This is a genomic window from Actinoplanes sp. NBRC 103695 (genome assembly GCF_030269485.1).
GTDB lineage: Bacteria > Actinomycetota > Actinomycetes > Mycobacteriales > Micromonosporaceae > Actinoplanes.
Genome location: NZ_BSTL01000001.1, coordinates 1 through 22,383, shown reverse-complemented (window position 1 = coordinate 22,383; position 22,383 = coordinate 1). Strand labels below are relative to the sequence as shown.

General features: G+C 70.7%; 21 protein-coding genes. 15 read left to right on the top strand and 6 right to left on the bottom strand.

Annotated elements, in window-relative coordinates; genetic code table 11:
• The first annotated feature begins 15 nt into the window (after positions 1 to 15).
• Complete coding sequence (locus QSK31_RS00105) at positions 16 to 1,068, top strand: LLM class flavin-dependent oxidoreductase (protein ID WP_285679754.1); 1,053 nt, start codon at positions 16 to 18, stop codon at positions 1,066 to 1,068.
• On the opposite strand, the gene QSK31_RS00100 is transcribed toward QSK31_RS00105, so the two are convergent.
• Positions 1,025 to 1,501: an NADPH-dependent FMN reductase gene (locus QSK31_RS00100; RefSeq protein WP_285679750.1), complete on the bottom strand. Its 477-nt coding sequence runs from the start codon at positions 1,499 to 1,501 to the stop codon at positions 1,025 to 1,027. The two genes, QSK31_RS00105 and QSK31_RS00100, sit on opposite strands and share 44 nt — an antisense overlap.
• 61 nt (positions 1,502 to 1,562) lie before the next feature.
• On the opposite strand from QSK31_RS00100, the gene QSK31_RS00095 reads away from it, so the two are divergent.
• Genes QSK31_RS00095 through QSK31_RS00080 form a run of 4 tightly spaced genes read left to right on the top strand, consistent with a single transcriptional unit; the run spans position 1,563 to position 5,441 of the window.
• On the top strand, positions 1,563 to 2,603 hold the full coding sequence (locus QSK31_RS00095; RefSeq protein WP_285679748.1) for an ABC transporter substrate-binding protein: 1,041 nt from the start codon (positions 1,563 to 1,565) through the stop codon (positions 2,601 to 2,603).
• Between the two features lie 2 nt (positions 2,604 to 2,605).
• A complete protein-coding gene (locus QSK31_RS00090; protein WP_285679745.1) occupies positions 2,606 to 3,454 on the top strand; it encodes an ABC transporter permease in 849 nt (282 codons plus the stop codon).
• Positions 3,430 to 4,119: an ABC transporter ATP-binding protein gene (locus QSK31_RS00085; protein ID WP_285679743.1), complete on the top strand. Its 690-nt coding sequence runs from the start codon at positions 3,430 to 3,432 to the stop codon at positions 4,117 to 4,119. The genes QSK31_RS00090 and QSK31_RS00085 overlap by 25 nt, the downstream gene beginning before the upstream one ends.
• Positions 4,116 to 5,441: an LLM class flavin-dependent oxidoreductase gene (locus tag QSK31_RS00080; protein WP_285679741.1), complete on the top strand. Its 1,326-nt coding sequence runs from the start codon at positions 4,116 to 4,118 to the stop codon at positions 5,439 to 5,441. The genes QSK31_RS00085 and QSK31_RS00080 overlap by 4 nt, the downstream gene beginning before the upstream one ends.
• Here the strand turns inward: QSK31_RS00080 and QSK31_RS00075 are convergent.
• Entirely contained in the window at positions 5,405 to 6,304 is a 900-nt protein-coding gene (locus QSK31_RS00075) for an AraC family transcriptional regulator (protein ID WP_285679740.1), read from the bottom strand. The genes QSK31_RS00080 and QSK31_RS00075 overlap by 37 nt on opposite strands.
• Before the next feature lie 83 nt (positions 6,305 to 6,387).
• Between QSK31_RS00075 and QSK31_RS00070 the strand changes: the two genes are divergently transcribed.
• Positions 6,388 to 7,422: an acyl-CoA dehydrogenase family protein gene (locus QSK31_RS00070; protein ID WP_285679738.1), complete on the top strand. Its 1,035-nt coding sequence runs from the start codon at positions 6,388 to 6,390 to the stop codon at positions 7,420 to 7,422.
• On the opposite strand, the gene QSK31_RS00065 is transcribed toward QSK31_RS00070, so the two are convergent.
• Both QSK31_RS00065 and QSK31_RS00060 read right to left on the bottom strand, forming a co-directional pair.
• On the bottom strand, positions 7,410 to 7,958 hold the full coding sequence (locus tag QSK31_RS00065) for a hypothetical protein (protein WP_285679736.1): 549 nt from the start codon (positions 7,956 to 7,958) through the stop codon (positions 7,410 to 7,412). The genes QSK31_RS00070 and QSK31_RS00065 overlap by 13 nt on opposite strands.
• On the bottom strand, positions 7,955 to 9,565 hold the full coding sequence (locus QSK31_RS00060; protein WP_285679734.1) for a serine/threonine-protein kinase: 1,611 nt from the start codon (positions 9,563 to 9,565) through the stop codon (positions 7,955 to 7,957). Before QSK31_RS00060 ends, QSK31_RS00065 begins: the two co-directional genes overlap by 4 nt.
• Before the next feature lie 469 nt (positions 9,566 to 10,034).
• Here QSK31_RS00060 and QSK31_RS00055 point away from each other — a divergent pair, with 469 nt between their 5' ends.
• Positions 10,035 to 11,303, top strand: a complete 1,269-nt coding sequence (locus QSK31_RS00055; protein ID WP_502872880.1) for a glycoside hydrolase family 6 protein — start codon at positions 10,035 to 10,037, stop codon at positions 11,301 to 11,303.
• Positions 11,304 to 11,443: 140 nt separating this feature from the next.
• Here QSK31_RS00055 and QSK31_RS00050 read toward each other — a convergent pair whose 3' ends face one another.
• The gene (locus tag QSK31_RS00050) at positions 11,444 to 12,829 is read right to left on the bottom strand and encodes a gamma-glutamyltransferase family protein (RefSeq protein ID WP_285679729.1); all 1,386 of its coding nucleotides are present in this window, start codon (positions 12,827 to 12,829) and stop codon (positions 11,444 to 11,446) included.
• Positions 12,830 to 12,929: 100 nt separating this feature from the next.
• Here QSK31_RS00050 and QSK31_RS00045 point away from each other — a divergent pair, with 100 nt between their 5' ends.
• The 4 genes from QSK31_RS00045 (at position 12,930) to QSK31_RS00030 (ending at position 17,457) form a co-directional block, all read left to right on the top strand.
• A complete protein-coding gene (locus QSK31_RS00045; RefSeq protein WP_285679727.1) occupies positions 12,930 to 14,420 on the top strand; it encodes an N-acyl-D-amino-acid deacylase family protein in 1,491 nt (496 codons plus the stop codon).
• Between the two features lie 85 nt (positions 14,421 to 14,505).
• Positions 14,506 to 14,919 carry a nitroreductase family deazaflavin-dependent oxidoreductase gene (locus QSK31_RS00040; protein ID WP_285679725.1) on the top strand — a complete coding sequence of 138 codons (414 nt, stop codon included), beginning with the start codon at positions 14,506 to 14,508 and terminating at the stop codon, positions 14,917 to 14,919.
• Between the two features lie 40 nt (positions 14,920 to 14,959).
• Positions 14,960 to 16,183, top strand: coding sequence for an MFS transporter (locus QSK31_RS00035; protein WP_285679723.1), 1,224 nt, complete (start codon positions 14,960 to 14,962; stop codon positions 16,181 to 16,183).
• A 35-nt stretch (positions 16,184 to 16,218) separates the two neighbouring features.
• The gene (locus QSK31_RS00030; protein WP_285679722.1) at positions 16,219 to 17,457 is read left to right on the top strand and encodes a M50 family metallopeptidase; all 1,239 of its coding nucleotides are present in this window, start codon (positions 16,219 to 16,221) and stop codon (positions 17,455 to 17,457) included.
• A 12-nt stretch (positions 17,458 to 17,469) separates the two neighbouring features.
• Here QSK31_RS00030 and QSK31_RS00025 read toward each other — a convergent pair whose 3' ends face one another.
• Positions 17,470 to 17,793 carry an immunity protein CdiI family protein gene (locus QSK31_RS00025; protein WP_285679721.1) on the bottom strand — a complete coding sequence of 108 codons (324 nt, stop codon included), beginning with the start codon at positions 17,791 to 17,793 and terminating at the stop codon, positions 17,470 to 17,472.
• 385 nt (positions 17,794 to 18,178) lie between these two features.
• On the opposite strand from QSK31_RS00025, the gene QSK31_RS00020 reads away from it, so the two are divergent.
• The 4 genes from QSK31_RS00020 to QSK31_RS00005 all read left to right on the top strand — a co-directional run bounded on the left by QSK31_RS00020 (position 18,179) and on the right by QSK31_RS00005 (position 22,256).
• Positions 18,179 to 18,784: an ATP-binding protein gene (locus QSK31_RS00020; RefSeq protein WP_285679719.1), complete on the top strand. Its 606-nt coding sequence runs from the start codon at positions 18,179 to 18,181 to the stop codon at positions 18,782 to 18,784.
• Between the two features lie 343 nt (positions 18,785 to 19,127).
• Complete coding sequence (locus tag QSK31_RS00015) at positions 19,128 to 19,925, top strand: hypothetical protein (RefSeq protein ID WP_285679717.1); 798 nt, start codon at positions 19,128 to 19,130, stop codon at positions 19,923 to 19,925.
• Positions 19,926 to 20,199: 274 nt separating this feature from the next.
• On the top strand, positions 20,200 to 20,397 hold the full coding sequence (locus QSK31_RS00010) for an Lsr2 family DNA-binding protein (protein ID WP_285680440.1): 198 nt from the start codon (positions 20,200 to 20,202) through the stop codon (positions 20,395 to 20,397).
• Between the two features lie 1,041 nt (positions 20,398 to 21,438).
• Positions 21,439 to 22,256, top strand: a protein-coding gene (locus QSK31_RS00005; RefSeq protein ID WP_285680439.1) for an IS5 family transposase whose coding sequence is annotated in 2 segments (ribosomal slippage) — positions 21,439 to 21,769 and positions 21,769 to 22,256 — 819 coding nt in all. Because the reading frame shifts where the segments join, the coding sequence is not laid out codon by codon here.
• The last annotated feature ends 127 nt before the right edge of the window (positions 22,257 to 22,383 follow it).

The window sequence follows — 22,383 nt, the reverse complement described above, 5'->3', positions numbered from 1 at the left end:
CCATAGGCTTTGTAGGTGACTGAATTCCTGTGGTACATCCCGAACCAGGTCGACCCCGGCCACCGCGGCGACACCGTGGTCGAGGGTCACAACAGCCTGGACACCCTGACCACCCAGGCGCACGCGCTGGAGGAGCACGGCTGGGGCGGCGCGCTGCTCGGCACCGGCTGGGGCCGGCCCGACACGTTCACCGTCGCGACCGCACTGGCCGCGCGCACCACGACGTTCCAGCCGCTGATCGCGGTCCGCCCCGGTTACTGGCGCCCGGCCAACTTCGCGGCCGCGGCGGCCACCCTCGACCACCTCTCCGGCGGGCGGGTGCTGGTCAACATCGTCTCCGGCAAGGACACTCTGGCCGCGTACGGCGACAGCGAGGGCGACCAGAGCCAGCGGTACGCCCGCACCGGGGAGTTCCTCCGGCTGGTCCGCCGCCTGTGGACCGAGGAGGACATCACCTTCACCGGCGAGCACTTCGAGGTCACCGGGTCCACCCTCGCCCAGCGGCCGGTGGTCCGCGGCGAGCGGCGGCACCCGACGCTGTACTTCGGTGGCGCGTCCGAGGCGGCCGAGCGGGTGGCCGCCACCGAGGCGGACGTGCAGCTCTTCTGGGGCGAGCCGCTGGACGGCGTCCGTGAGCGCATCGAGCGCCTGGAGGAGCTGAGTTCCCGGCTCGGCCGCGAGCACCGGCCGCTGGAGTTCGGCCTGCGGATCACCACCCTGGTCCGGGACACCACCGAGCAGGCATGGGCCGATGCCGGGGCCAAGGTCGCGCGGATGGCCGCCGCCGGCAGCCGTGACCCCTTGAGAGTCCCGGCCGTCGGCCAGCAGCGCCTGCTCGACCTGGCCGCCCGCGGCGACGTGCTGGACGACAACCTCTACACCGCGCCCGGCCGCTACGGCGGTGGCGGCGCGGGCACGACGTGGCTGGTCGGCTCGCCCGATGACGTGGCCAAGTCGCTGCGCCGCTACCAGGAGCTGGGGATCACCCACTTCGTGCTCTCGGACACGCCCTACCTCGAGGAGATCAGGCGCCAGGGCGAGCAGCTCCTGCCGCTGTTGCGTGGCTGACCACCGCGGGGATGTCGGCCAGTTCGGCCTCGGTCGCGGTGACCGCCGGGCGCAGCGTGGCGCCCAGCTCTCCGAGCAGCGCGTTCAGGTGGCCGGCCGCGGCGTCCGCCTGCGGCTGGACGCCGGCCGTGATCACCGGCACGGCGGTCTTGCCGGCCAGGGCGTTCGCCGGCAGCTGGTCGAGCAGGACCTTCAGGATCCCGGTGTACGAGCCCTTGTACGTCGGCGTGGCCACCACGAGCAGCGTCGCGTCGTGCAGGGCCTGGACGGCGGCCGCGGTGGCCGGGTCGCCCGGGGTGAGCAGGCCTGCGCCGAGCTCGCCGACGTCGATCACGCTCGGCGGGGTGTCGGACAGCGCCTCGCCGACCGCCACGGCCAGCGTGAGCGTGCGCGAGCCGGGACGCGGATTTCCAGAGAGCACGAGCGTCGTCACATCGATCTCCTTCAACAGACGGTATAACCTATTAAGCCGGTAGGTGTTATAGGTTACCAGCATGAGCACACCGACCGTCCACCGACGTACCTTGCTGGCAGGCCTCCTCGGCGTCACGACGCTCGGCCTGGCCGGGTGCGGCGACGCGGCCGCGCACGAGCTGGCCGCCGCAGCCCCGCTGCCGTCCACCGTCCCACCGGACACCGAACTCTCGATCGCGATCCACCCGACGCAGGTCGCGCTGCAGGCGTCCGGCGAGATCGGCAAGCTGCCGTTCCAGGTCACCGACTGGCCCAACCTCGCGGCCGGTCCCGACATCATCCAGGGTTTCCGGGCCCGCTCGATCGACCTGGCCTCCAACGCCGGCATCCCGCCCATCCAGGCCGCGGCGATCAACGTCCGGACCCGGATCGTCGGGGTCCAGACCAAACAGAAACCCCTCTACACGTACGCGACAGCGCCCGGCTCCGGGATCACGGCGATCACCGACCTGCGTGGCAAGAAGATCGGCTTCTCGCAGGGGCAGGCGCAGGGCGTCGTGGTGCTCCGCACGCTCAAGGAGCAGGGCCTGACGCCCCAGGACGTGCGGCTGGTCGCCCTGCCCAGCACCAAGTTCCTGGTCGGGCTGCAGAGCAGGCAGATCGATGTGGCGCCGCTGGGCGAGCCGGTCCTGACCAAATACCTCAGCGAGTACGCCAAGGACGGCGCGCAGGGCATCCCGATGACCGCCATCGACTATTTGACCATTCTGTGGGCGCCCGCCGAGGTGCTGTCCGACGCCGCCAAGGTGGCGGCGATCCGCGCGTTCATCCCGTTCTGGGCCCGCTCCGAGGTCTGGCAGTACGAGAACGGGCCGGCCTGGATCGACGCCTACTACGTCAAGGACCAGAAGGTGACCGCGGCCGACGGCAGGCGCATCGAGGCCGTCCAGGACAAGCCGGTCTTCCCGGCGAGCTGGGACAAGGCCGTCGCCTGGCAGAAGGAGTCCGCCGACCTGCTGGTCGAGGGCGGCTTCATCAAGCCGATCACCGCCGAGGACCTGTTCGACCGCCGGTTCGAGAAGATCGCGTCGGAGTCCGTGCCGGCCGAGTTCCGGGAGTGACGATGTTGACCAGCACGATCAGCAGCACGATCAGCCGCACCGCTCCCCCACCCGTCGCCCACGGCCACGTCCGCCGGCGCCGGCTCGGACCGGGCAGACCCATCCCGTACGGCCGGGCCGTCGGCCCGTTGCTGCTCGTCACGATCTGGGCGGTCGCCTCGGCCACCGGCGTGCTCGACCCGCGGATGCTCTCCGCGCCGTGGACCATCGTCGGCACCACCGGCGACCTGATCGCCTCCGGCGACCTCCAGACCCACATCCTGGCCTCGCTGCAGCGCGCCGCGCTGGGCTTCCTGATCGGCGGCACCGTCGGCACCGTGCTGGCGATCGTCGCCGGGATCAGCCGGATCGGCGAGGCGCTCATCGACGGCCCGATCCAGATCAAGCGGGCGATCCCGACCATCGGCCTGATCCCGCTGCTCATCCTGTGGCTGGGCATCGGCGAGACGTTCAAGGTCGTGATCATCGCCCTGGCCGCGGCGATCTACATGTACGTCCAGGTCTTCGCCGGCCTCACCGGCATCGACCACCGCTACGTGGAACTGGCCGAGGTGCAGAACTACACCCGCTGGGAGTTCCTGCGGCACGTCGTCTTCCCCGGCGCGCTGCCCGGCTTCTTCGTCGGGCTGCGCCTGTCGGTGACGTTCTCCTGGCTGATCCTGATCACCGTGGAGCAGATCAACGCGCTCAGCGGCGTCGGCTACATGATGTCGCAGGCCCAGCTGTACGCCCAGACCGATGTGATCGTCGTCGGCCTGCTGGTCTACGGCGTCTTCGGGTTCGCGTCCGACACTCTGCTCCGCCTGCTCGAACGGAGGGTGCTGTCATGGCGCCGCACGCTGACCAGCTGACATCCGCGGTAGAGATCCGGGGCTTGAGCCGGCGCTTCGGCGAGCACGTGGTGCTCGACGCGCTCGACCTGAGCATCACCGACGGCGAGTTCGTGGCGCTGCTCGGGCGCAGCGGCTCGGGCAAGAGCACGATGCTGCGCGCGCTGGCCGGGCTGGACTACGACGTCACCGGCGACGGCGAGCTGCGCATCCCCGACCGGGTGTCGGTGGTCTTCCAGGACTCGCGGCTACTCCCCTGGCGGCGGGTCCTGGACAACGTCATCCTCGGCAATCGGGCTGCTGACGGGCGTACCCGTGGCATTGAAGCCCTGGCCGAGGTCGGTCTCAGCGGGCGCGAACGCGCCTGGCCCAACCAGCTGTCCGGCGGCGAGCAGCAACGCGTGGCACTGGCCCGGTCGCTGGTCGGCGAGCCGCAGTTGCTGCTGGCCGACGAACCGTTCGGCGCCCTGGACGCGCTCACCCGGCTCAAGATGCACGAGCTGCTGCGCGACCTCTGCCGCCGGCACCGGCCCGCGGTGCTGCTGGTCACCCACGACGTCGACGAGGCGATCAAGCTGGCCGACCGCATCGTGGTGCTGGACGCCGGCCGCATCGCCCTGGACGTCCGCCCGACCCAGCCCGACATCCGCGACGTGCTGCTGCGTGCCCTGGGAGTGACGGCATGACCTCTTTTTCGAGAAGGCTGCATCTGAACGCGTTCCTGATGACGGTCGGTCACCACGAGGCGGCGTGGCGGTTGCCGGAGAGCGACCCGTTCGCGCACGTCGACGTCAACCACTACATCAACCTGGCGCGCATCGCCGAGCGCGGCAAGCTCGACTCGCTGTTCCTGGCCGACAGCCCGGTGCTCTGGAACAGCATCGGCCGCCGCCCCGCCGGTGGGCTGGAACCGACCGTGCTGCTCACCGCCCTGGCCGGCGCCACCGAGCACATCGGGCTGATCGCCACCGCCTCGACCACCTACAACGAGCCGTACAACCTGGCCCGCCGGTTCGCCTCGCTGGACCACATCAGCGGCGGCCGGGCCGGCTGGAACGTGGTCACCACCGCCGGGGTGGACGCCGCTCGCAACTTCAACCTGGACGAGCTGCCCGCCCACCGCGACCGGTACGAGCGCGCCGCCGAGTTCGTCGACGTGGCCCGCAAGCTCTGGGACAGCTGGGAGGACGACGCGCCGCTGGGCGACAAGGCGTCCGGCGTCTGGGGCGACGACAGCAAGGTGCATCCGCCCGGTCACGCCGGCCGGTACTTCCAGGTCGCCGGGGCGCTCAACGTCCCGCGCTCGCCGCAGGGCCACCCGCTGCTGGTCCAGGCCGGTTCGTCGGCCGACGGCAAGGAGCTGGCCGCCCGGTACGCCGACGCGGTCTTCACCGCCCAGCAGACCCTCGAGGAGGCGCAGACGTTCTACGCCGACCTCAAGCGCCGCGCCCTCGCCGAGGGGCGCGACCCCGACACCGTGAAGATCCTGCCCGGCATCGTCCCCGCGATCGGATCCACCGAGCGGGAGGCGCTCGCCCTGGAGGAGGAGCTGGACCATCTGATCAAACCGGAGTACGCGCTGGGCCAGCTCGCGCAGACGCTCAAGGTGGACCCCTCGGTGCTGAGCCTCGACCGGGAACTGCCGGCGGACCTGCCGGACGAGAACGAGATCGAGGGCGCCAAGAGCCGCTACACGCTGATCGTCGACCTGGCGCGGCGCGAGCGGCTGACCGTACGCCAGCTGATCGGCCGTCTCGGCGGCGGTCGGGGCCACCGCACGTTCGCCGGCACGCCGCCACAGGTCGCCGACGCGATCGAGCACTGGTTCGCCGGCGGCGCGGCGGACGGCTTCAACATCATGGCCCCGGTCCTGCCGTCCGGCCTCGAGATCTTCGTCGACGAGGTGGTGCCGATCCTGCGGGAACGCGGCCTCTTCCGCACCTCGTACGAGGGCCGGACCCTGCGGGATCACTACGGGCTGAGACGCCCGGTCCCGGCGGTGCGGTAGCGGCCCGGTGGGATGCCGTAGCTGCGGCGGAAGGCCGCGGCGAACGCGAACTCGGTGGAGTAGCCGACCCGGCGGGCGATCGCCGACAGCGGGTCGGTGGTCTCCCGCAGCAGGCGGGCGCCCGAGGTCAGCCGCCAGTCGATCAGGTACGCCATCGGGGGCGTGCCGACGGCGGCGGTGAAACGGCGGGTGAAGGCGGTGCGCGACATCCCGGCGACGTCGCTGAGCCGCTGCACGGTCCACTGCCGGTCCGGCCGGTCGTGGATCTCGTGCAGCGCCTCGGCGACGCCCGGCTCGGCGGTGTGGGCCAGGCCGCGCAGTTCGCCGCGCTCCTGCAGGTCGCGCAGGATGTGCACGATCATCAGGTCGACCAGCGCGGACCGGCCGGCGGCGGTGCCCGGCCCGGGTTCGGCGCAGTCGGCGCGGAGCAGGTCCACGACGGTCCGCAGCTGGGGCCGGCGGCCGTAGTCCGGGGTGAAGGCGATGACCCCGGGCAGGCGCCTCAGGAACGCCGGGATCCGGCCGCCCTCCACCGGGTAAGCGCCGCAGAGGAACTCGAAGTCGACCGGCCCGGCCGGCGCGACCACCTCGCCGATCGTGGCCAGTGGCAGCTCCGCCAGCGTGCATGGGGAGCGCGCGATGCCGTGCTCGACGCCGGCGGCCGTGAAGATGACGTCACCGGGCCGCACGGGCACCGGCTCGTCCGCCGAGGTGATCACCCAGCCCTCGCCGGCCTCCATCACGTGGAAGCCCAGCGCCGCGATCGACGGGAAGCGCAGCCCCGACGGTCCCGCCTCGGTGACCCGGCGGCCCTTCGCCCGGCTCGCCCGGACGCTGCTGATCGCGGTCGTGATCATGTCCATCGACGTCAAGGTTAGCCGCGCGCGTATGGATCCGGTCCGCCCGAGTATGGTCGCGCAGACTGCTCGGGTGATTCGGTGAAACCATGATCGACATCCTGGCCGCGAACGCGGAGAAGACCGAGCTGCGCGACCGGCCCACCGCGGAGAGCCTGGCGGCGGTGCGGGAGGCGGGCGCCTTCCGGCTGGCCGTCACGGGCGTCTCCGCCACCGAGGTCGCGGGCCTGCTCACGACGGTGGGCCGGGGCTGCGCGTCGACGGCGTGGATCGCCGGCACCTGCCTGGCCGCCAAGACCCTGGCCGCGCTGGCGTACCCCGAGGCGGTGCTCGCCGAGCTGTTCGCCGATCCGGACGCGCTGTTCTGCGGCTCGGGCGTGCCCGGCGGGACGGGCACGCGCGGGCCGGACGGCGTACGCCTCACCGGCCGCTGGCCGAACGTCTCCGGCTGCGAGGACGCCGCGTGGGGTGGTTTCGGCGCCCTCGTGGACGGGGTGTTCTCGCTGGTGCAGGTGCCGATGGCCGACCTCACCGTCGACCGCACCTGGCAGATGGCGGGCATGCGCGGCACCGGCAGCCACTCCGTGGTGGCCGACGACGTGCTCGTCCCCGCCGAGCGGATCGGCACCCTCCAGCTGCCGCCCAGCCCGCTGACCCTGCAGCTCTTCGGCCTCAGCGTGCTGGCGCCGGTGGTCGGCGCCACGTTCGCCGGGCTGGACGTGATGAACGCGGTGTTCGCCTCGGACCGCAAACCGTTCATGACCGCGTACACGAAAATGGGTGATTCGCCCGGCGCCCGGCACTGGCTCGCCGAGGCCACCACCCTGACCGAGCGGGCCGAGCGCACCATGCTGGCGATCGCCGCCGAGATCGACACCGGCGCGGAGCTGTCCGAGCGCGACGCGAGCCGCCTGCACCTGAACATGACCGAGGCGGGCCGGGACTGCCGGGCGGCGGTGGAGCTGCTGCTCGACCTGCACGGCGCGAGCGGCTTCCGGACGTCCAACCCGCTGCAGCGCATCTGGCGCGACGTGGCGGTGGGCGGCCGGCACCCGCACCTGAACACCTACCTGGCGATGGAGGGCTACGGCGAGGTGCTGGCCCGCAGCGGTCAGGGGACGTAGACCAGGGCCGCCCGGGTGATCTCGCCGTTGTCGGTGGTGACCGCGACCATCTCGCCCGGGTTCTCCTTGATCCAGGTGGCGAAGGCCTTCGGCTTCATCGGGCAGGTGCCGCCGTCCTCGGGCTTCTTGATGCAGACGTCGCCGTTGTCGTTCTGCCAGTTGAAGAACTTGGGCTCGTCGGCGACCGGGACGGTGACCTTGCGGTGGCTGTCCTGAGCGTCCCACTCGGCGTGACACTCGTCGTCGTCGGGCGCGCACACCCCGGTCTTGAAGTCGATCGGCTCCACGACGGCCGACTGGTTGTCCGCGTCGAACGAGTACATCTTCACGACGGTCTTCGTGCTGCCCTGGGTGACGTCGCCGAACGTGGGCGCGGACTTCTCCGGCGACGGCTTCGTCGATGGCTTCGACGGGGGCTCCGACGAGGGGGCGGCGCTGCTCGGCGCCGGGCCGCTGGGCCCCGCGCCCGGCTTGGAGGCGGTCCCGCAGCCACCGGCCACGAGCACGAAGGCGAGTACGACCAGCGCACGCTTCACAGCGTCAGAACCTCCACATTGGCGAACGCGACCTTGGTGTCGCCTTCCTGAATGTCGTCGTAGGGACCGAACTCGACCCGGCCGGCGGCCAGCGACGGCTCGTCGAGCGTGGTGCTCAGCTGCGCGATGCCGTCCACGTACACGGTGGCCTTCTGGTCCTGCACGGCGATCTCGATCCGGCGGGTGTGTCCCAGCTCGGCCGGCGGCAGGTTCTTCTTCGACTCACCGGAGACGGCGCCCTCGTCGTCCAGCCGGATCCGGACGTCCTTCGCGCAGACCAGCACCTGGTAACCGGCCTCCTCGACCTTCCGGAACCAGATGGACGCGCAGGCGCCGCTGGTGAGGACCGTCGCGTCCACGGTCACCGACTGGTCCCCGGCGAAGATGTCCGCCGGTCCCTTGCAGGCGAACCAGTTCGCGCCGCCGGTGGTCGCCTCCAGGCGGTCGTTGGTGAACTCGCAGCGGCCGCTGTCGTCCCGGGTGGGCGTCCACTGGCCGGGCCGGTCCAGCCGGTCGAAGATCGACGGCCCCTGGATCACCCGCTTGCGGGACGGTGTCGGCGACGGCTTACCGACCGGCTGCTGCTGCACCGCGGCCGGTGACGCGTTCAGAGCGCTCTGGATCCGCGGGACCACCGAGTGCGCGGCGAGCAGGCCGCCGCCGACCAGGGTCAGCGCGGCCACGGCGGCGAGCACGACCCGCCGGACGACCCGGCTGCCCGGCCTGGTCCGCCGGGCCGCCTCGGCCACCCGGAGCAGCTCGGGGCGCATGACCTGGGTCGCCTCGGCCTGGTCCACATCCAGCAGTAGATCGAGCAGCTCGTGCGCGGTGGGCCGCTCGCGCGGGTCCTTGGCCAGGGTGCGGGCGACCACCGGCTGGAGCGAGGCGGGCAGCCGGGACAGGTCCGGTGGCTGGGTCAGGATCCGCGCGGCGGTGGCCGCGGGCGAATCCGCCTGGAACGGGGTGCGGCCGGTCCCGGCGTACGCGACGACCGCACCCCAGGCGAAGACGTCGGCGGCCGGGCCCACCGGAGTGTGGTGGTCGGTGTCGAACCGCTCCGGCGCCATGTAGGCGACCGTGCCGACCATCTGGTCGGTGCGGGTGTGCTGGCTGGTCACCTCGAAGGCCCGGGCGATGCCGAAGTCGATCACCTTGGGCGTGCCCAGCGCGAAGAGCACGTTGGCCGGTTTCAGGTCGCGGTGGATGACCCCGGCGCCGTGGATCGCGGCCAGCGCGGTCGCCACGCCGACCGCCACGCTGTGCAGGTTCCCGGCGGTCAGCGGCCCCTGCTCGGCGATCACCTGGGACAGGCTGGGGCCGTCGACGTACTCGACGACCAGGTAGGGCGTCGGGTGGTCCGGGTCGGCGTCGAGCACCTCGGCCGTGCAGAACGGCGGGACCTGCCGGGCCCGGTTGACCTCGCTGCGGAACCGGCCACGGAACTCGGCCTCGGAGGCGTACTCCGGCCGGATGACCTTCACCGCGACCAGCCGCCCGTCGCCGCCGCGGCCCAGGAAGACGGCGCCCATGCCGCCCTGGCCGAGACGCCCGAGCAGGCGGTAGCCACCCAGCTCGACCGGGTCGCCCGGGCGCAGCGGATCAGTCACCCGCAGGACGATACATCGATCGCTCTGTTCGCTCTCAGAGGCGCAACAGAGTCACCGTCGTGGCAGTAGCCGGCCACTGCCCGTAGTCGCCCGGCAACGGCCCAGGAAAGCCACTGGCCCGATGTCCAGACAGGACATCGGGCCAAGCTGGCAACCGGCCAATGCAGTTGCGGCGCATGCCGACAATACTAGCCGATCGCGCCCCGCGAAACACCCGTCGCCGCAGCTCATCGGCAATTGGGGCATTGTCGCAGGACAACCCTCGTTTTCCGAGTGAGGAACCAGGAACTCGCATCGGCTCCGGCGCGCGACCACGGCGCTCGCAGGGTCGGCGGCGAGTGCCGATGAGCGCGGATCCTCGCCGTCGACCCGCCGGGACCGTCGGAGCGCATTCCGGCGGCGGCCAGCTGTTGCCCGGGCGCGTTGCGGAGCTTACGGTGGGAGCGCTCCCATCGACGTACGTGAAAGGATGCCCGTGTCTCCTCCCACCCGCCTGGCCGTCGTCGCGACCGTCCTCGCCTGCGCCGGGGCCCTGTTCACCACCGGGACAGCCTCGGCCGGCACGCTCACCGGCGACTTCTACCGCGAAGCCGACACCCCGGCCGCCCGCTGGGTCGCTGCCAACCCCGACGACTCCCGTACGGCCGCCATCCGCGACCGGATCGCGAACCAGCCCGCCTCGCACTGGTTGTCGAACTTCAACCTGGCCACCATCGAGGCAGAGGTCAGCTCGTACGTCGGTGCGGCCGCCACGGCCGGGAAACTGCCGGTGCTCACGCTGTACGGCATCCCCAACCGGGACTGCGGCGGCGCCAGCGCGGGCGGTGCGCCCGACCTGGCGGCGTACCAGAACTGGGTGAACCTGATCGCCCGCGGCCTGGCCGGGCGCAGCACCGTGATCATCCTCGAACCCGACTCGATCGCGCTCCTGACCTGCCTCAGCGCGAACGAGATCGCGGCGCGCAACCAGGCTCTGCACACGGCTGCCAGGACGCTGCGGGCGGCCGGCGGCAAGGTCTACCTGGACGCCGGGCACTCCAGCTGGAACAGCGCCTCCGAGCAGGCGAACCGGCTGGCCGCGGCCGGGATCGCCGACGCCGACGGCTTCTACAGCAACGTGTCCAACTTCAACTCGACCGCGAACGAGGCGGCGTTCGGCCGGAACCTCATCGCGGCGCTGAACAGCCGCGGCATCACCGGCAAACGGCAGGTCATCGACACCAGCCGCAACGGCGGGGCGGCCGGCGACTGGTGCGGTGACGACAACACCGACCGCCGCATCGGCCAGGCCCCGACCACCGCCACCGGCGACGCCGACATCGACGCGTACATCTGGGTGAAGCCGCCCGGCGAGGCCGACGGCTGCCGGTACGCGGCCGGGTCCTTCCAGCCCGACCTGGCCTTCAGCCTGGCCGGGTCGCCCTCCTCGCCGCCGGAGGAGTCCGGGTCGTGCGCCGCCACCTACCAGACCACCTCGGCCTGGAACGGCGGCTTCCAGGGCCAGGTCACGGTGACCGCCGGGAGCGCGGCCATCGCCGGCTGGCGGGTGACGTGGACGCTCACCGGCGGGCAGTCGATCGGCCAGGTGTGGGGCGGGCGCGCAACGACGTCCGGCACCACGGTCACGGTCGCCAACGAGTCGTGGAACGGGGCGCTGCGGCCCGGCGCGACGGCCCAGTTCGGGTTCGGGGCTACCGGACCGGTCAGCACGCCGGCCGTGACCTGCGTCAGCGCTTGAGGAACTGAGCCAGGGCGGCGTTGACGCCTCCGTGCAGCCCAGCGCCGCCCTCTGATCGGACTCACGGCACAGCGCCACCGCCTCCCGGCGCTGTGCCTCGGTCACCGCCGGCCGGTCGCCGACCGCGCACCTGACCGGAATCACCAGCCGGCGGCCATGCCGTCCTTGCGGGGGTCCGAGCCGCCCAGCAAGCGGCCGTCGCGGAGCTCGATGGCCTGGCCGCCGCCGAAGATGCCACGGTCGCGGTCCTCGATCACGGTCAGGCCGGACGCCCGCAGGCCGGCGCTGCGCGGCCAGAAACCCTCCTCCAGGCGTACGCCCCCGGGCTCGATCCGGAACCTCGGCCGGTCCAGCGCCTCCTGCGGGTCCAGGCCCTCGTCGACGACCGAGCACACGTACTGGGTGTGTGCCTGCGCCTGGATGAAGCCGCCCATGATCCCGAACGGCCCGCGCAACCGGCCCTGGTCGAGCAGCATGCCGGGCATCAGCGTGTGGTACGGCCGTTTGCCCGGCGTGACCTCGCCGGCCACCCCGAAGCCCTCCGCCCGGTTGTTCAGGACCACACCGGTGCCGGGGGCGACGATGCCCGAGCCGAAGTTCTCGTACAGGCTCTGGATGAACGACACCGCCATGCCGTCGGCGTCGACCGCGCAGAGGTAGACGGTGCCTCCCTGCGGCTCCCGCCCCAGGCGAGCGGTCTGCCGGGCGCGGGCGGCCAGGTGCTCCGGCGTCAGCAGGTGGGTCACATCGGCTTCGTCCCGCACGTACGCGAAAGCGTCCTCCAGGGCGAGCGCGACGGCCCGGACCTGATCGTCGAAGCCCGGCCGCTCGTGATCGGCGAGCAACGCGAGCGCTTCGAGCGCCACCACGCCCTGTGTCGGCGGCGGCAGTTCCAAGACCTCGATGCCGCGGTACGTGACGCGCAACGGATCCACCCAGCGTGGCCGGTACGACTCCAGATCACCCTCGGTGAGCCAGCTGGCCTCCGCGATCGCGGCCGCCACCCGCCCCCGGTAGAACGCGTCCGGCCCGCCCTCGGCGATCGCCCGCAGCGTGGCGCCGAGTTCCGGCAGCCGGTAGACCTCGCCGACGCCGGGCGCCGCCCCGAACTCGCCGGGCGCGTGAGCCGTGCCCCGCCAGTGGGCCGAGCAGTGGTATCCGGCGGCGACTCCCCGCTCGGCCAGGTCGATCGCCGGGCGCAGGCAGGCGTCCAGGCCGAGCCGCCCATACCGCTCGCTCAGCGCCGCCCACCCGGCGACCGCCCCCGGCACATCGACCGCCCGCGGACCTCGCGTCGGCACCGGCAGCGGTGTCGCATCCCGCGGCGCCGGCCCGGCCGCGTCCAGTCCCGTGGCGGCCGCACCGTCCCACACGATCGCGAAGGCGTCCCCGCCGATCCCGGTCGACATCGGCTCGGCGACGCAGCACACCGCGGCCGCCGCGATCGCCGCGTCGGCCGCCGAGCCACCGGCCCTGAGCATCTCCAGCCCGGCGAGCGTCGCGGGCACCTGACTGCTGGCAACCATGCCTTGCGCGGCGACGGCGGGCCCGCGCCCCGGCGAGAACCGAAACATGCACCCAGATAACCACTGGCCCCCGCCCACCTCAATCGCTCACGCTGTGACGGTGCGGACGATCCTTCAGGGTGGGACCGTGGTTCAGGTCGGCCGGCGTGCGGTGGGCCGGGCCGATGTGGTGATCGAGGACGGCCGGATCGCCGAGGTCGCCGACCACGCCGTGCCGGGCGGCGATGACAGTGTCGTCGACGTCTCCGGGCTCGTGGTGTGTCCGGGCTTCATCGACGCGCATGTCCACGCGGAGGGCGCGCTCTGGTCCGCGAGCTGCCTGGAGCCGGCGCTCGCGCAGGGCGTCACCACGGTGGTTCTGGGCCAGGACGGGTGCTCGTGGGCGCCCGTCAGCGCGGCCACCTGGGAACTTGCCCAGGACTACTTCGCCGCGATCAACGGGCGCCTGCCGGGGCCGCCCCGGGATCTGACCGTCGGGGAGCTGCTCGACGGCTTCGACCGCCGGGCGCAGAACGTCGCCTATCTGGTCCCGCACGGCAACCTGCGCTCCCTGGTCACCTCGTCGGCCGTTCCCCTGGAGCAGGACGAGCTGTCGCGGGCCGTCCGGCATCTGGAGGACGCCCTCGCCGACGGTGCCGTGGGGATGTCGACAGGCCTGGACTACATTCCCAGCCGGTACGGCGACGCGCGCGAGATAGCCGCGCTGTGCGAGCCTCTGCGGGCGGCGGATCTCGTCTACGCCTCCCATCTGCGCGCCGCCACCGCCGACATCGAGCGGGCGCTGGGGGAACTGGTGAGCGTCGGCGAGGAGTCGGGCGTTCGCGTCCACGCGTCCCACCTCAAAGGACAGTGGAATCTGATCCAACCGGTCCTGCACCGAGATGCCGCGCTGACCTACGACTCCTACCCGTACGTGGCCGCGTGCAGCCTGCTCGCCATGTACGTGCTCCCGGCACACCTCCAGGCGACGGATCGCGCAACGACCCTGCGGAACCTGCGGGAGGCCCGGCTGTCGTTCGACGCCGACCGCCTGTCCCGTTTGACGATCAGCAACGCTCCCGCCTTCCGGTCGCTGGAGGGCCTCACCGTCACCGCCGCGGCCGACCGGACCGGCACGCCGGTGGCCGACTTCGTCCTCCGGCTGCTGCGCGAATGCGAGCTCGAGGTCGCCGTGATCTCCGCCGGGCCGGCCGTGAGCAGCGAGGACATCAGGCGGATCGCCTCGGACGCCCGGCACTGCGGCGGCTCGGACGGCATCTATCTGGGCTCCCGGCCGCACCCGCGGGGTCATGCCGCCTTCACCGTGCTGCTCCGGATGTACCTGGACGACGGCGCCGGGTGGCTGGGCGCGGCGGAGCACCTGGCGACTCGCCCGGCGAGCATCTTCGCGCTGGCCGGCCGCGGCGACATCCGCGCCGGGTATGCCGCCGACCTGGCCGTGTTCGACGAGGCCGCGATCGCGTCCGCGGCCACCTTCGACCAGCCGGCGGTCCTCTCCGGCGGGCTGCGCCTGGCCTATGTCAACGGCGAGGTCGCCTGGTCGTCCGGCTCGTGGACCGGGTCGAACTCCGGCCGGGCCCTGCGGCATTGAAGTATCTTGACCGACCGTGCGACTCAGCGATCTCATTCTGCGACTCGGTCATCGGCGATGGTTCGCCCTCGGGGGCCGTCTGTTGATGCCGCTCGACCGGCGGCTGATCCGGCTCACCCGCGGACGGTTCTCGGTGGTCGGGTGGCGGACGGCGCCGCCGACCCTGCTGCTGACGACGCGCGGGCGGCGCAGCGGGCTGCCCCGCGAACGGCCGGTCCTGTACGCGCGTGACGGTGACGCGTACCTGGTGATCGGCTCGAACTGGGGCCAGGACCACCACCCGGCGTGGTCCGCCAACCTGTTGGACGAGCCCGCCGCGACCGTGACCGTCGCGGGCGTGACGACCGCGGTGCGGGCCACGTTCCTGACCGGCGCGGAACGGGACCGGGTGTGGCCGCTGCTGCTGCGGGTCTGGCCCGCCTACCGCTCGTACGACGAGCGTGCCGGCCGTACGCTGCGCATCTTCCAGCTATTGCCCATTACTGGCAATAGCCGGTAAGTTGCAGTAAGGCCGATGGTCCTTACTGCGGGGGGTGGACGTGAGCGGACTTTTGCCGGAGCGCGGGCCGCAGCGGGTGCTCGCCGCCTCCAACTTCGTCTACACCGTGGGCAGCGGGCTCTACCTGACCGCCGGGGTGCTGTTCTTCACCGAGGCGGTGCGTCTGCCCGCCGGGCAGGTCGGGCTCGGGCTGGGCATCGCGGGCGTGGCGGCGCTGGCCGTCGGCGTCGCGGCCGGGCATCTCGCCGACCGGGTCGGCGCCCGCGGGGTGTACGTCGGCACCCTGCTCGCCCAGGCCGTCGCCACGGCGGCGTTCGTGCTGGCCGACTCGTTCTGGCTCTTCGTGGTGGCGGTCAGCGCGGCGACCGGGGCGAAGGCGGCCGGGCTGGCGGCGCGCAGTCCACTGATCCGGGAGTTCGGCGGGGACCGGCCGCAACGGTTCCGGGCGTATCTGCGGTCGGTCACCAACGTCGGCGTCTCGCTGGGGGCGCTCCTCGCCGGGTGGACCGTGCAGGAAGGCACCGTTTCCGCGTACCAGATCATGGTTGTGGGAAATGCCGTGGCCTTCGCCGCGGCCGCGGCGATCGTCTTCCTGCTGCCACCGGTGCCGCCGCTCCCCGCCACCGGCGCGCCGCGGTGGCTCGCCCTGCGGGACCGGCCCTACCTGCTGCTCACCGCGCTCGACGGGGTGATGGCGATCCAGTTCAAGGTGCTGACCGTGGCGATCCCGCTGTGGCTGGTGCGGTCCACGGCGGCGCCGCGCTGGCTGGTCGCCGGGACGATGCTGGTGAGCACGGTGATCGTGGTGGCGTTCCAGGTGCCGGCCAGCCGGTCGATCACCTCCCCCGCCGCGGGCGGCCGGGCCTACCGCCGGGCCGGGCTGGCATTCCTGGTCTCGTGCGGGCTGGTCGCGACGGCGGCCGGGGTGCCGTCCTGGGCGGCGACGACCCTCCTGCTGGGCGCGGTGGTCGTGCACACGGTCGGCGAGATGTGGCACGCGGGCGGCGGGTTCGAGGTGTCGTTCGCGCTGGCGCCGCAGCACGCCACCGGGCAGTACCTGGGCGTCTTCGGGCTGGGCATGGGCCTGGCCGAGGCGTTCGGGCCGGCGCTGCTGATCGGGCTGTGCATCGGGTGGGGGCGGCCGGGCTGGTTCGCGGTCGGCGCGATGTTCCTGCTCACCGGGCTGGCCACCCCGGCGGCGGTCCGCTGGGCGACGGCCCGCGCCCCGGCGCCGGTCACTCTTCAGGCCTCCAGCCTGGCCTGACGGGTCGCGGACGTCCGGTAACCTACGGCGCTGTGATGATGCGGGTGTTGTTCACGGTTGCCTTCGCGCTGGCCATTCTCGTCTCGGTGAGCCTGCACGAGGCGGGGCACCTGCTCAGCGCGAAGCGGTTCGGGATGCGGGTCACCCAGTACTTCGTCGGGTACGGGCCGACGATCTTCTCGTGGCGTCGCGGCGGAACCGAGTACGGCCTCAAGGCCATCCCGCTCGGCGGATTCTGCAAGATCGTCGGGATGACCCCGCACGACGACGACGTCGACCCGGCGGACCAGCACCGGGCGATGTGGAGGTTCCCGGTGTGGAAACGCACCGTCGTCATGGTCTCCGGCGTCATGGTGCAGTTCGCCCTGGCCGTCGTGACGCTCTGGTTCGCCGCCGCGTACGTCGGTGTGCCCAACCTCGACTACCCGCAGAACGAGGCCGACCTGGCCACACAGCCGGCCGCGATCACGATCGGCGCCTGTGTCACGCCGGACGCCGCCCGGGCCTGCACCCCCGCCGACCCGGTGGCGCCCGCCAAGGTGGCCGGGCTGCGCACCGGTGACGTGCTCACCGCCGTCAACGGGGTGCCGATCGCGAACTACGCCGACATGCTGCGCGTCGTCCGGCAGACCCGGCCCGGCCCGGCGGAGGTGGCCTACACCCGCGACGGGCAGCCCGCCGTGGCGCGCGCCGACCTGAGCGCGGTGCGGCGCCCGCCGCTGGACGACCCGGCCGGCCCGGTCGCCACCGTGGCCGCCCTGGGCGTCAGCCTGCACATCTCCGCCCCTCGTGAGGTGACCTTCGGCCCGGCCGGCGCCGTCGGGGCGACCGCGACCTACTCCGGCTGGATGGTCGGCCAGACCTACGAGTCGGCCAAGCGCATCCCGTCGAAGATTCCCGCCCTCTGGCACTCGATCACCGGTGCCGAGCGTGACCCGAACACGCCGATCAGCGTGGTCGGAGTCAGCCTGATCGGCGGGGAGGCGGCCTCGCTCGGCCTCTGGTCGACAGTGCTGATGATCTTCATCGGGCTGAACGTGTTCATGGGTTTCTTCAACCTGCTGCCGCTGCTGCCGCTCGACGGAGGGCACATCGCCATCGCCTGGTTCGAGCGGGCCCGTTCCTGGGCCGCCGCGCGGCTGGGCCGGCCCGACCCGGGCCGGGTGAACTATCTCAAGATGATGCCGATGACCTACACCGTGATCCTGATCGGCGGCGCCTTCACGCTGCTCACGCTGACGGCCGACATCGTCAACCCGATCACCATCCGGTAAGGGCCGGCTCGGTCAGGCGGCCCGGCCGTCCGGCTCCGGCTGCTGATCCCGGTAGAACCAGACGGTGGCGTGCGGCAGTTCCTCGGCGACCCGCGCGGCGAGGTGCCGGCCTTCCGCCTCGAGAGCCGCCTGCCCGGCCTCCTCGACCGGCCGGCTGTCGTACGGGTCCGCGATGTTGATCATCGACTCGTACCACCGGCGCCAGGCCCCGAGCCGGCCGGACAAGGCCGGGCTGAGCTGGAGGTCGTCCGGTTCGCACGGCAGAAAGACCTCGTCCCGCTCGCGCCGGATCCATAGCGGGGCGCACCCGTAGTCAGCCGTCACCTTGATCAGCACAGACGCAGGGTAGGCGGGACGCGCCCAGCACTAGTGACACCCGCGGGTCTAGCGGTCCGCTCCTACCCACCTTCCCAGCGGCAGCCGCAAACACCGACTACTCGACGTGCTCGCGGGCGTAGCGACGGCGACTGCGGTCGACCGGTCATCCAAGAAGGAGGGGCCTCAGCTGCCCAGATCGCAGCGGAGGCGCCGGAACGGCGCGGACGCCAGGCCCGCGACCATGGAGAACCGTCGCCGACCGTCAACGTGGCGGACTCAATGCAGTGCGCACTCATCTGCCGATGTGAGTGTGCTCGCGTGCCCCGTTGTCGGGAGTCATGAGCATCCGATCATATAAAAATAAAGCTTCGAGCCCGAGATCAAAGCTGTTAGCGTTTCCAACGTGACAGGAACGCTACTATTCATTATCGGCCCGCCTGCCGTCGGAAAGATGACCGTGGGAGAGCAGATCGCTGCTCGGACCGGCCTGCGGCTGTTCCACAACCACCTGGCGATCGAGCCTGTGCTGCGCTTCTTCCCCTTTGGTAGCCCGCCGTTCGGGCGGCTGGTCGACCGGTTTCGTTGTGACCTGATCGAGGAGGTCGCGGCCAGCGACCTGCCTGGACTGATCTTTACGTACGTATGGGCGTTCGACCTTCCGGAGGACGAGCGGGCAGTGGAGCAATTCGCGGAGCCGTTCAGGCGACGCGGAGGCCGAGTCCTCTATCTTGAGCTGGAGGCGAGCCAAGAGGAGCGGCTGCAGCGAAATCAGGGCGCATCACGTATTGCTGAAAAGCCGTCGAAGCGAGATGTCGCGTTTTCGCAGCGCAATTTGCTTGAACTGGACGAGCGGCATCGCCTCAGTTCGGAAGGCCAGTTCGACGATCGCACTGACTATCTTCGTGTCGATAACACCCGCACGGAACCTGCTGATGTAGCCGCCAGAGCCATTTTCCATTTCGGCATTCCGCTGCAGCTCGCCCAGGAAGGCGGCCGAGCGCACAGCTGAGTCGATCGAAGCAAATGCATTGCGCTGTATCACTCTCGTGCCGCAATCCGTGCATGGTGATCCGAGATGATGTTGACCGATCTACCAAGTGTCGGCGGTGTCCCAGGCGTTCTGGAATTCGTGCAGGCCGAGCTGTCACTCACGCAGAACGGTCAACAGCTCCAACTCGTCGGCCGCGTCGGGCGGCCCCCGACCACAAGCCGGCCCCGGGACCGGCCGATCGGATCGGCGCCGACATCTTCCGGCCGATCAGCCGACGTCTGATGTGGAGGGTCTCGACGCCCAAGCGTGCGATGTGTTCGGGTTCGCCGGCCTATAGGTTTCAGGCGTCGAAGGGAGCCTCATGGCGGTGGCTGATTCGAACATCGACCTCGGGAATACGGCCGGGTTATATTCGCAGATCGCCGGCGTTCTTGCCGCGTTCGCGTTCAGCGCATTGCTGGGCTATCTACGCCGACCGTCAGCCGAGGACGCGGCGACGAACACCCACCGCGACACCACGGTGGTCCTGTTCACTACGCTCGTCGCGCTGATCATCTGCGCCATCACCTACGGTCAGGTCGCCAGCGGCCCGGCCGACCAGGGATTGACATACTCCGGATTCTTTCTCCTCGGTCCGGTGTTCTGCCTCTCGATTCTCGGCATGTTCTATGCAATCGTCTTGGCCGCAGCGCCCTTCGCGCACCTCGGGCCGATGATCACCGCGGCGCGACTCGTGGCGACGGTGGTCGGCCCGGTGATCGCGATGTTCCTCGTCGGCGGCGCGGCCAACGATGTCGAGATCCGCCTCTGCTCCGGCCGCGGCAAGCAACCGTCCAAGGCCTGCCTCGACGCCGTGCCCGGCGAAGCGTTCCAGTTCGGCATCGTGATGAGTGCACTCCTGCTGGTGGGATCGGTTTACGTGCTCCTCGTGTCGCGGAAGGCCACCCGACAGAACCTATCGCGGACGCCGGGGCGCGTCGGCTGGCTCATCCTCGGCGCAGCGGCCTCCACCCCGCTGAGTGCTGTCTGGCTGGCCTCGCTCCCGTACGACTACCTGTTGCCGTCATGGTCGCTGCTCCTGGGACAGGCGATAACGTTCGCGGTGCTGGCGATGTATTCCTACGCAGCCGTCCACACCAGCCAGCCGGCCCAGTCATGAGGTAGCCAGCACCTTGGTGGCGTTGATCAAGCGCCTAGCCCGCAAGATCCGTGCGAAATCAGCAGAGGAGTAGGAGAAACACACCGGATCGACGACGTTCAGCTCGCACTCACCGTGTTTCTCGCAGTGGCCCTCCTTTCGGAACACGCGACAACGCGCTGCTACGCCGGTGGCAGCGCAACCTTCCATGCACGGCTCGTCCCAGCGTTGCGGGAGCGACCCATCGAGATCTGCCGGCGGACAGACTGGGGCAGCGAACCCTTAAGTCGGGCGCCTGCGGCCGTGTCCACCGTCCCGGCCGAAGCCGTTCTGGACCACCACCCGAGGGCCGGCCCCGGCGGTCGCTTCGCCGCAGGACAACCGCGACCGGAACCAGGCCATCTGGGAATGGGCCGGCAAGAACGGCTACCAGGTGTCCGGACGTGGCCGTATCCCGGCCGCGGCGGTGGAGGCATTCCACGCCACACGCTGACAAACACCGGGCAGCCGCCGCGGCCGACTGCCCCCGGTGAGGCTCCGCGCGGCACGCGGCACAACTCCTGCTTGCACCGGCCGGGACATTGAATTATGACCGGCCCGCAGGCAGTACTGGTCGTCGAATACCCCCTGCGAGCAGGCGTATTTGCATCGAGGCCGACCTATGCGGCGACCGTCGCCTGCTCACCCTGACCTCGGCGACTAGCAGCGGCTCGACCGCCACGTATGACAACGGTTCCGGCCGATCGAACCGGCCGAGCCACGCCGCAGGCAACGGCTGCGGCCGCATGAGTGGCGCCCTGCCGCCGGCGGGTGTGGCGAGTTCGGCGACCTCGCGCTGCTGCGTTGCGGTCAGCGCCCCGGTGTGCATGACATGCCGCAACCGTTCATGCGCGTCCCGCCGCGCGAGCAGCAGTGACGTCGGAGTCTGCGGGGTGCCCGACGACACCGCCGACGACTGCCTCGACCGTGTTCCTGATTGCCGGAGAGACACGGTATTCGGAGCCTGCGGTACTCGCGGCTGGCTGCTGGCCCGCCACGCGGACCGAGTGGCGCCCTCTCGTGCCGCCGACCATGCGCGGCGGCCGGCCGTGAGGCGTCAAGCGTTGTGACGCACGGTGGGTCGGCCCGACGCATCTGACAGGATGCGCGTACACCTGAAAAATGTTGCCCGCCCTGAACAGCGCTTCCGTCATGAAGGACACGCGAATGTCTCTGGTTCGCACATTCCGCGCCCTTTACCGGCATCGCAATCTCGTATTGCATGGCGGAATTACGGACGCACCGTTGCGTAGCGGAGTCCTCAGGGCCGCCTTCCCGCTCGTAACGGCGGTAATCAACCGCTGCGCACGCGCCCGAGCAGAGAACGGAATAGGGGCGCAGGCTCTCGCCTACATTTCAGGAATCGAGCTTGATGCATTTGAGCAAGATCCAACATCGCTCCGAACCGTGGCAGGGACTTAGAGCTGCTAACACGATCCGCTGAATCGATGTTGATCAGCGCGACGAGGTGAAGATCGGTCTCGTTCGGTCGGGTGTGAGCAAGCCGTGGATCGTCGATGATCAGTTGTGGCAGCTACTCGAGCCGTTGCTACCGCCCTGGCCGGCCAAGGCACCCGGTCCGCGGCCGGTTCCCGATCGGCAGTGCCTGCAAGGCATCTTGTACGTGCTGCACACCGGGATCGGGTGGGAAGACCTGCCGCAGGAACTCGGCTTCGGCTCGGGTATGACGTGCTGGCGGCGGATCAAACGCTGGACCGACGCCGGTGTGTTCGACGAACTGCACCGGATCCTGCTCGCGCAACTGAACGCGGCCAACGAACTGGACTGGTCGAGGGCGGTTGTCGACGGGAGCCACATCGACGCGAAAAGGGGGGTGCCGGCACAGGTCCGTCGCCGGTCAACCGCGGCAAGCCGGGTTCCAAGCATCATCTGATCTGCGACGGAAACGGCACCCCGATCTACGTGCTGACCTCGGGCGCTAACGTGCCGGACATCAGCCGCGCGATCGACCTGCTCGACGGCTACCCACCCATCACCGGACGTCGCGGCCGCCCGAGCCGCCGGTTCGATGTCCTGCTCGCCGACAAGGGCTACGACAGCGAAGCCTTCCGCCAAGCATGCCGCGAACGCGGCACTCAGCCGGTCATCCCGCGTCGCAAGACCAACCGGATCAAGGGCCTGGGCAAGCTGCGCTACGTCGTGAAACAGAGCATCGCGCTGCTGCACCAGTTCCGCCGGCTCGCCATCCGCTGGGAACGACGCCTGGACATCCACGACAGCCTGGTCAGCCTCGCCTGCGCCCTCAATTGCTGGCGCCGCTTGATCAAATCCCGCCAGCAGAGATCGTGTTAGCCTCGACCCTTCGTTAAGGGGTGTCCAAGGACTGGGCAGAAACGAAGAAGTGCCTTCTGATCAGGGAAAATAGGACTTGCTGAGGGTCCAAGTTTCCTGTCACGGAAGGCACTTGCAGGGTGCAGGT

Excerpts from the sequence above, each read along its gene's own strand:
- QSK31_RS00030 (WP_285679722.1), top strand. The coding sequence starts at position 16,219 with ATGATGCGGGTGTTGTTCACGGTTGCCTTCGCGCTGGCCATTCTCGTC.
- QSK31_RS00085 (WP_285679743.1), top strand. The coding sequence starts at position 3,430 with ATGGCGCCGCACGCTGACCAGCTGACATCCGCGGTAGAGATCCGGGGC.
- QSK31_RS00055 (WP_502872880.1), top strand. The coding sequence starts at position 10,035 with ATGCCCGTGTCTCCTCCCACCCGCCTGGCCGTCGTCGCGACCGTCCTC.
- QSK31_RS00015 (WP_285679717.1), top strand. The coding sequence starts at position 19,128 with ATGGCGGTGGCTGATTCGAACATCGACCTCGGGAATACGGCCGGGTTA.
- QSK31_RS00090 (WP_285679745.1), top strand. The coding sequence starts at position 2,606 with ATGTTGACCAGCACGATCAGCAGCACGATCAGCCGCACCGCTCCCCCA.
- QSK31_RS00075 (WP_285679740.1), bottom strand. The coding sequence starts at position 6,304 with ATGGACATGATCACGACCGCGATCAGCAGCGTCCGGGCGAGCCGGGCG.
- QSK31_RS00040 (WP_285679725.1), top strand. The coding sequence starts at position 14,506 with ATGCCGCTCGACCGGCGGCTGATCCGGCTCACCCGCGGACGGTTCTCG.
- QSK31_RS00080 (WP_285679741.1), top strand. The coding sequence starts at position 4,116 with ATGACCTCTTTTTCGAGAAGGCTGCATCTGAACGCGTTCCTGATGACG.
- QSK31_RS00095 (WP_285679748.1), top strand. The coding sequence starts at position 1,563 with ATGAGCACACCGACCGTCCACCGACGTACCTTGCTGGCAGGCCTCCTC.
- QSK31_RS00050 (WP_285679729.1), bottom strand. The coding sequence starts at position 12,829 with ATGGTTGCCAGCAGTCAGGTGCCCGCGACGCTCGCCGGGCTGGAGATG.
- QSK31_RS00070 (WP_285679738.1), top strand. The coding sequence starts at position 6,388 with ATGATCGACATCCTGGCCGCGAACGCGGAGAAGACCGAGCTGCGCGAC.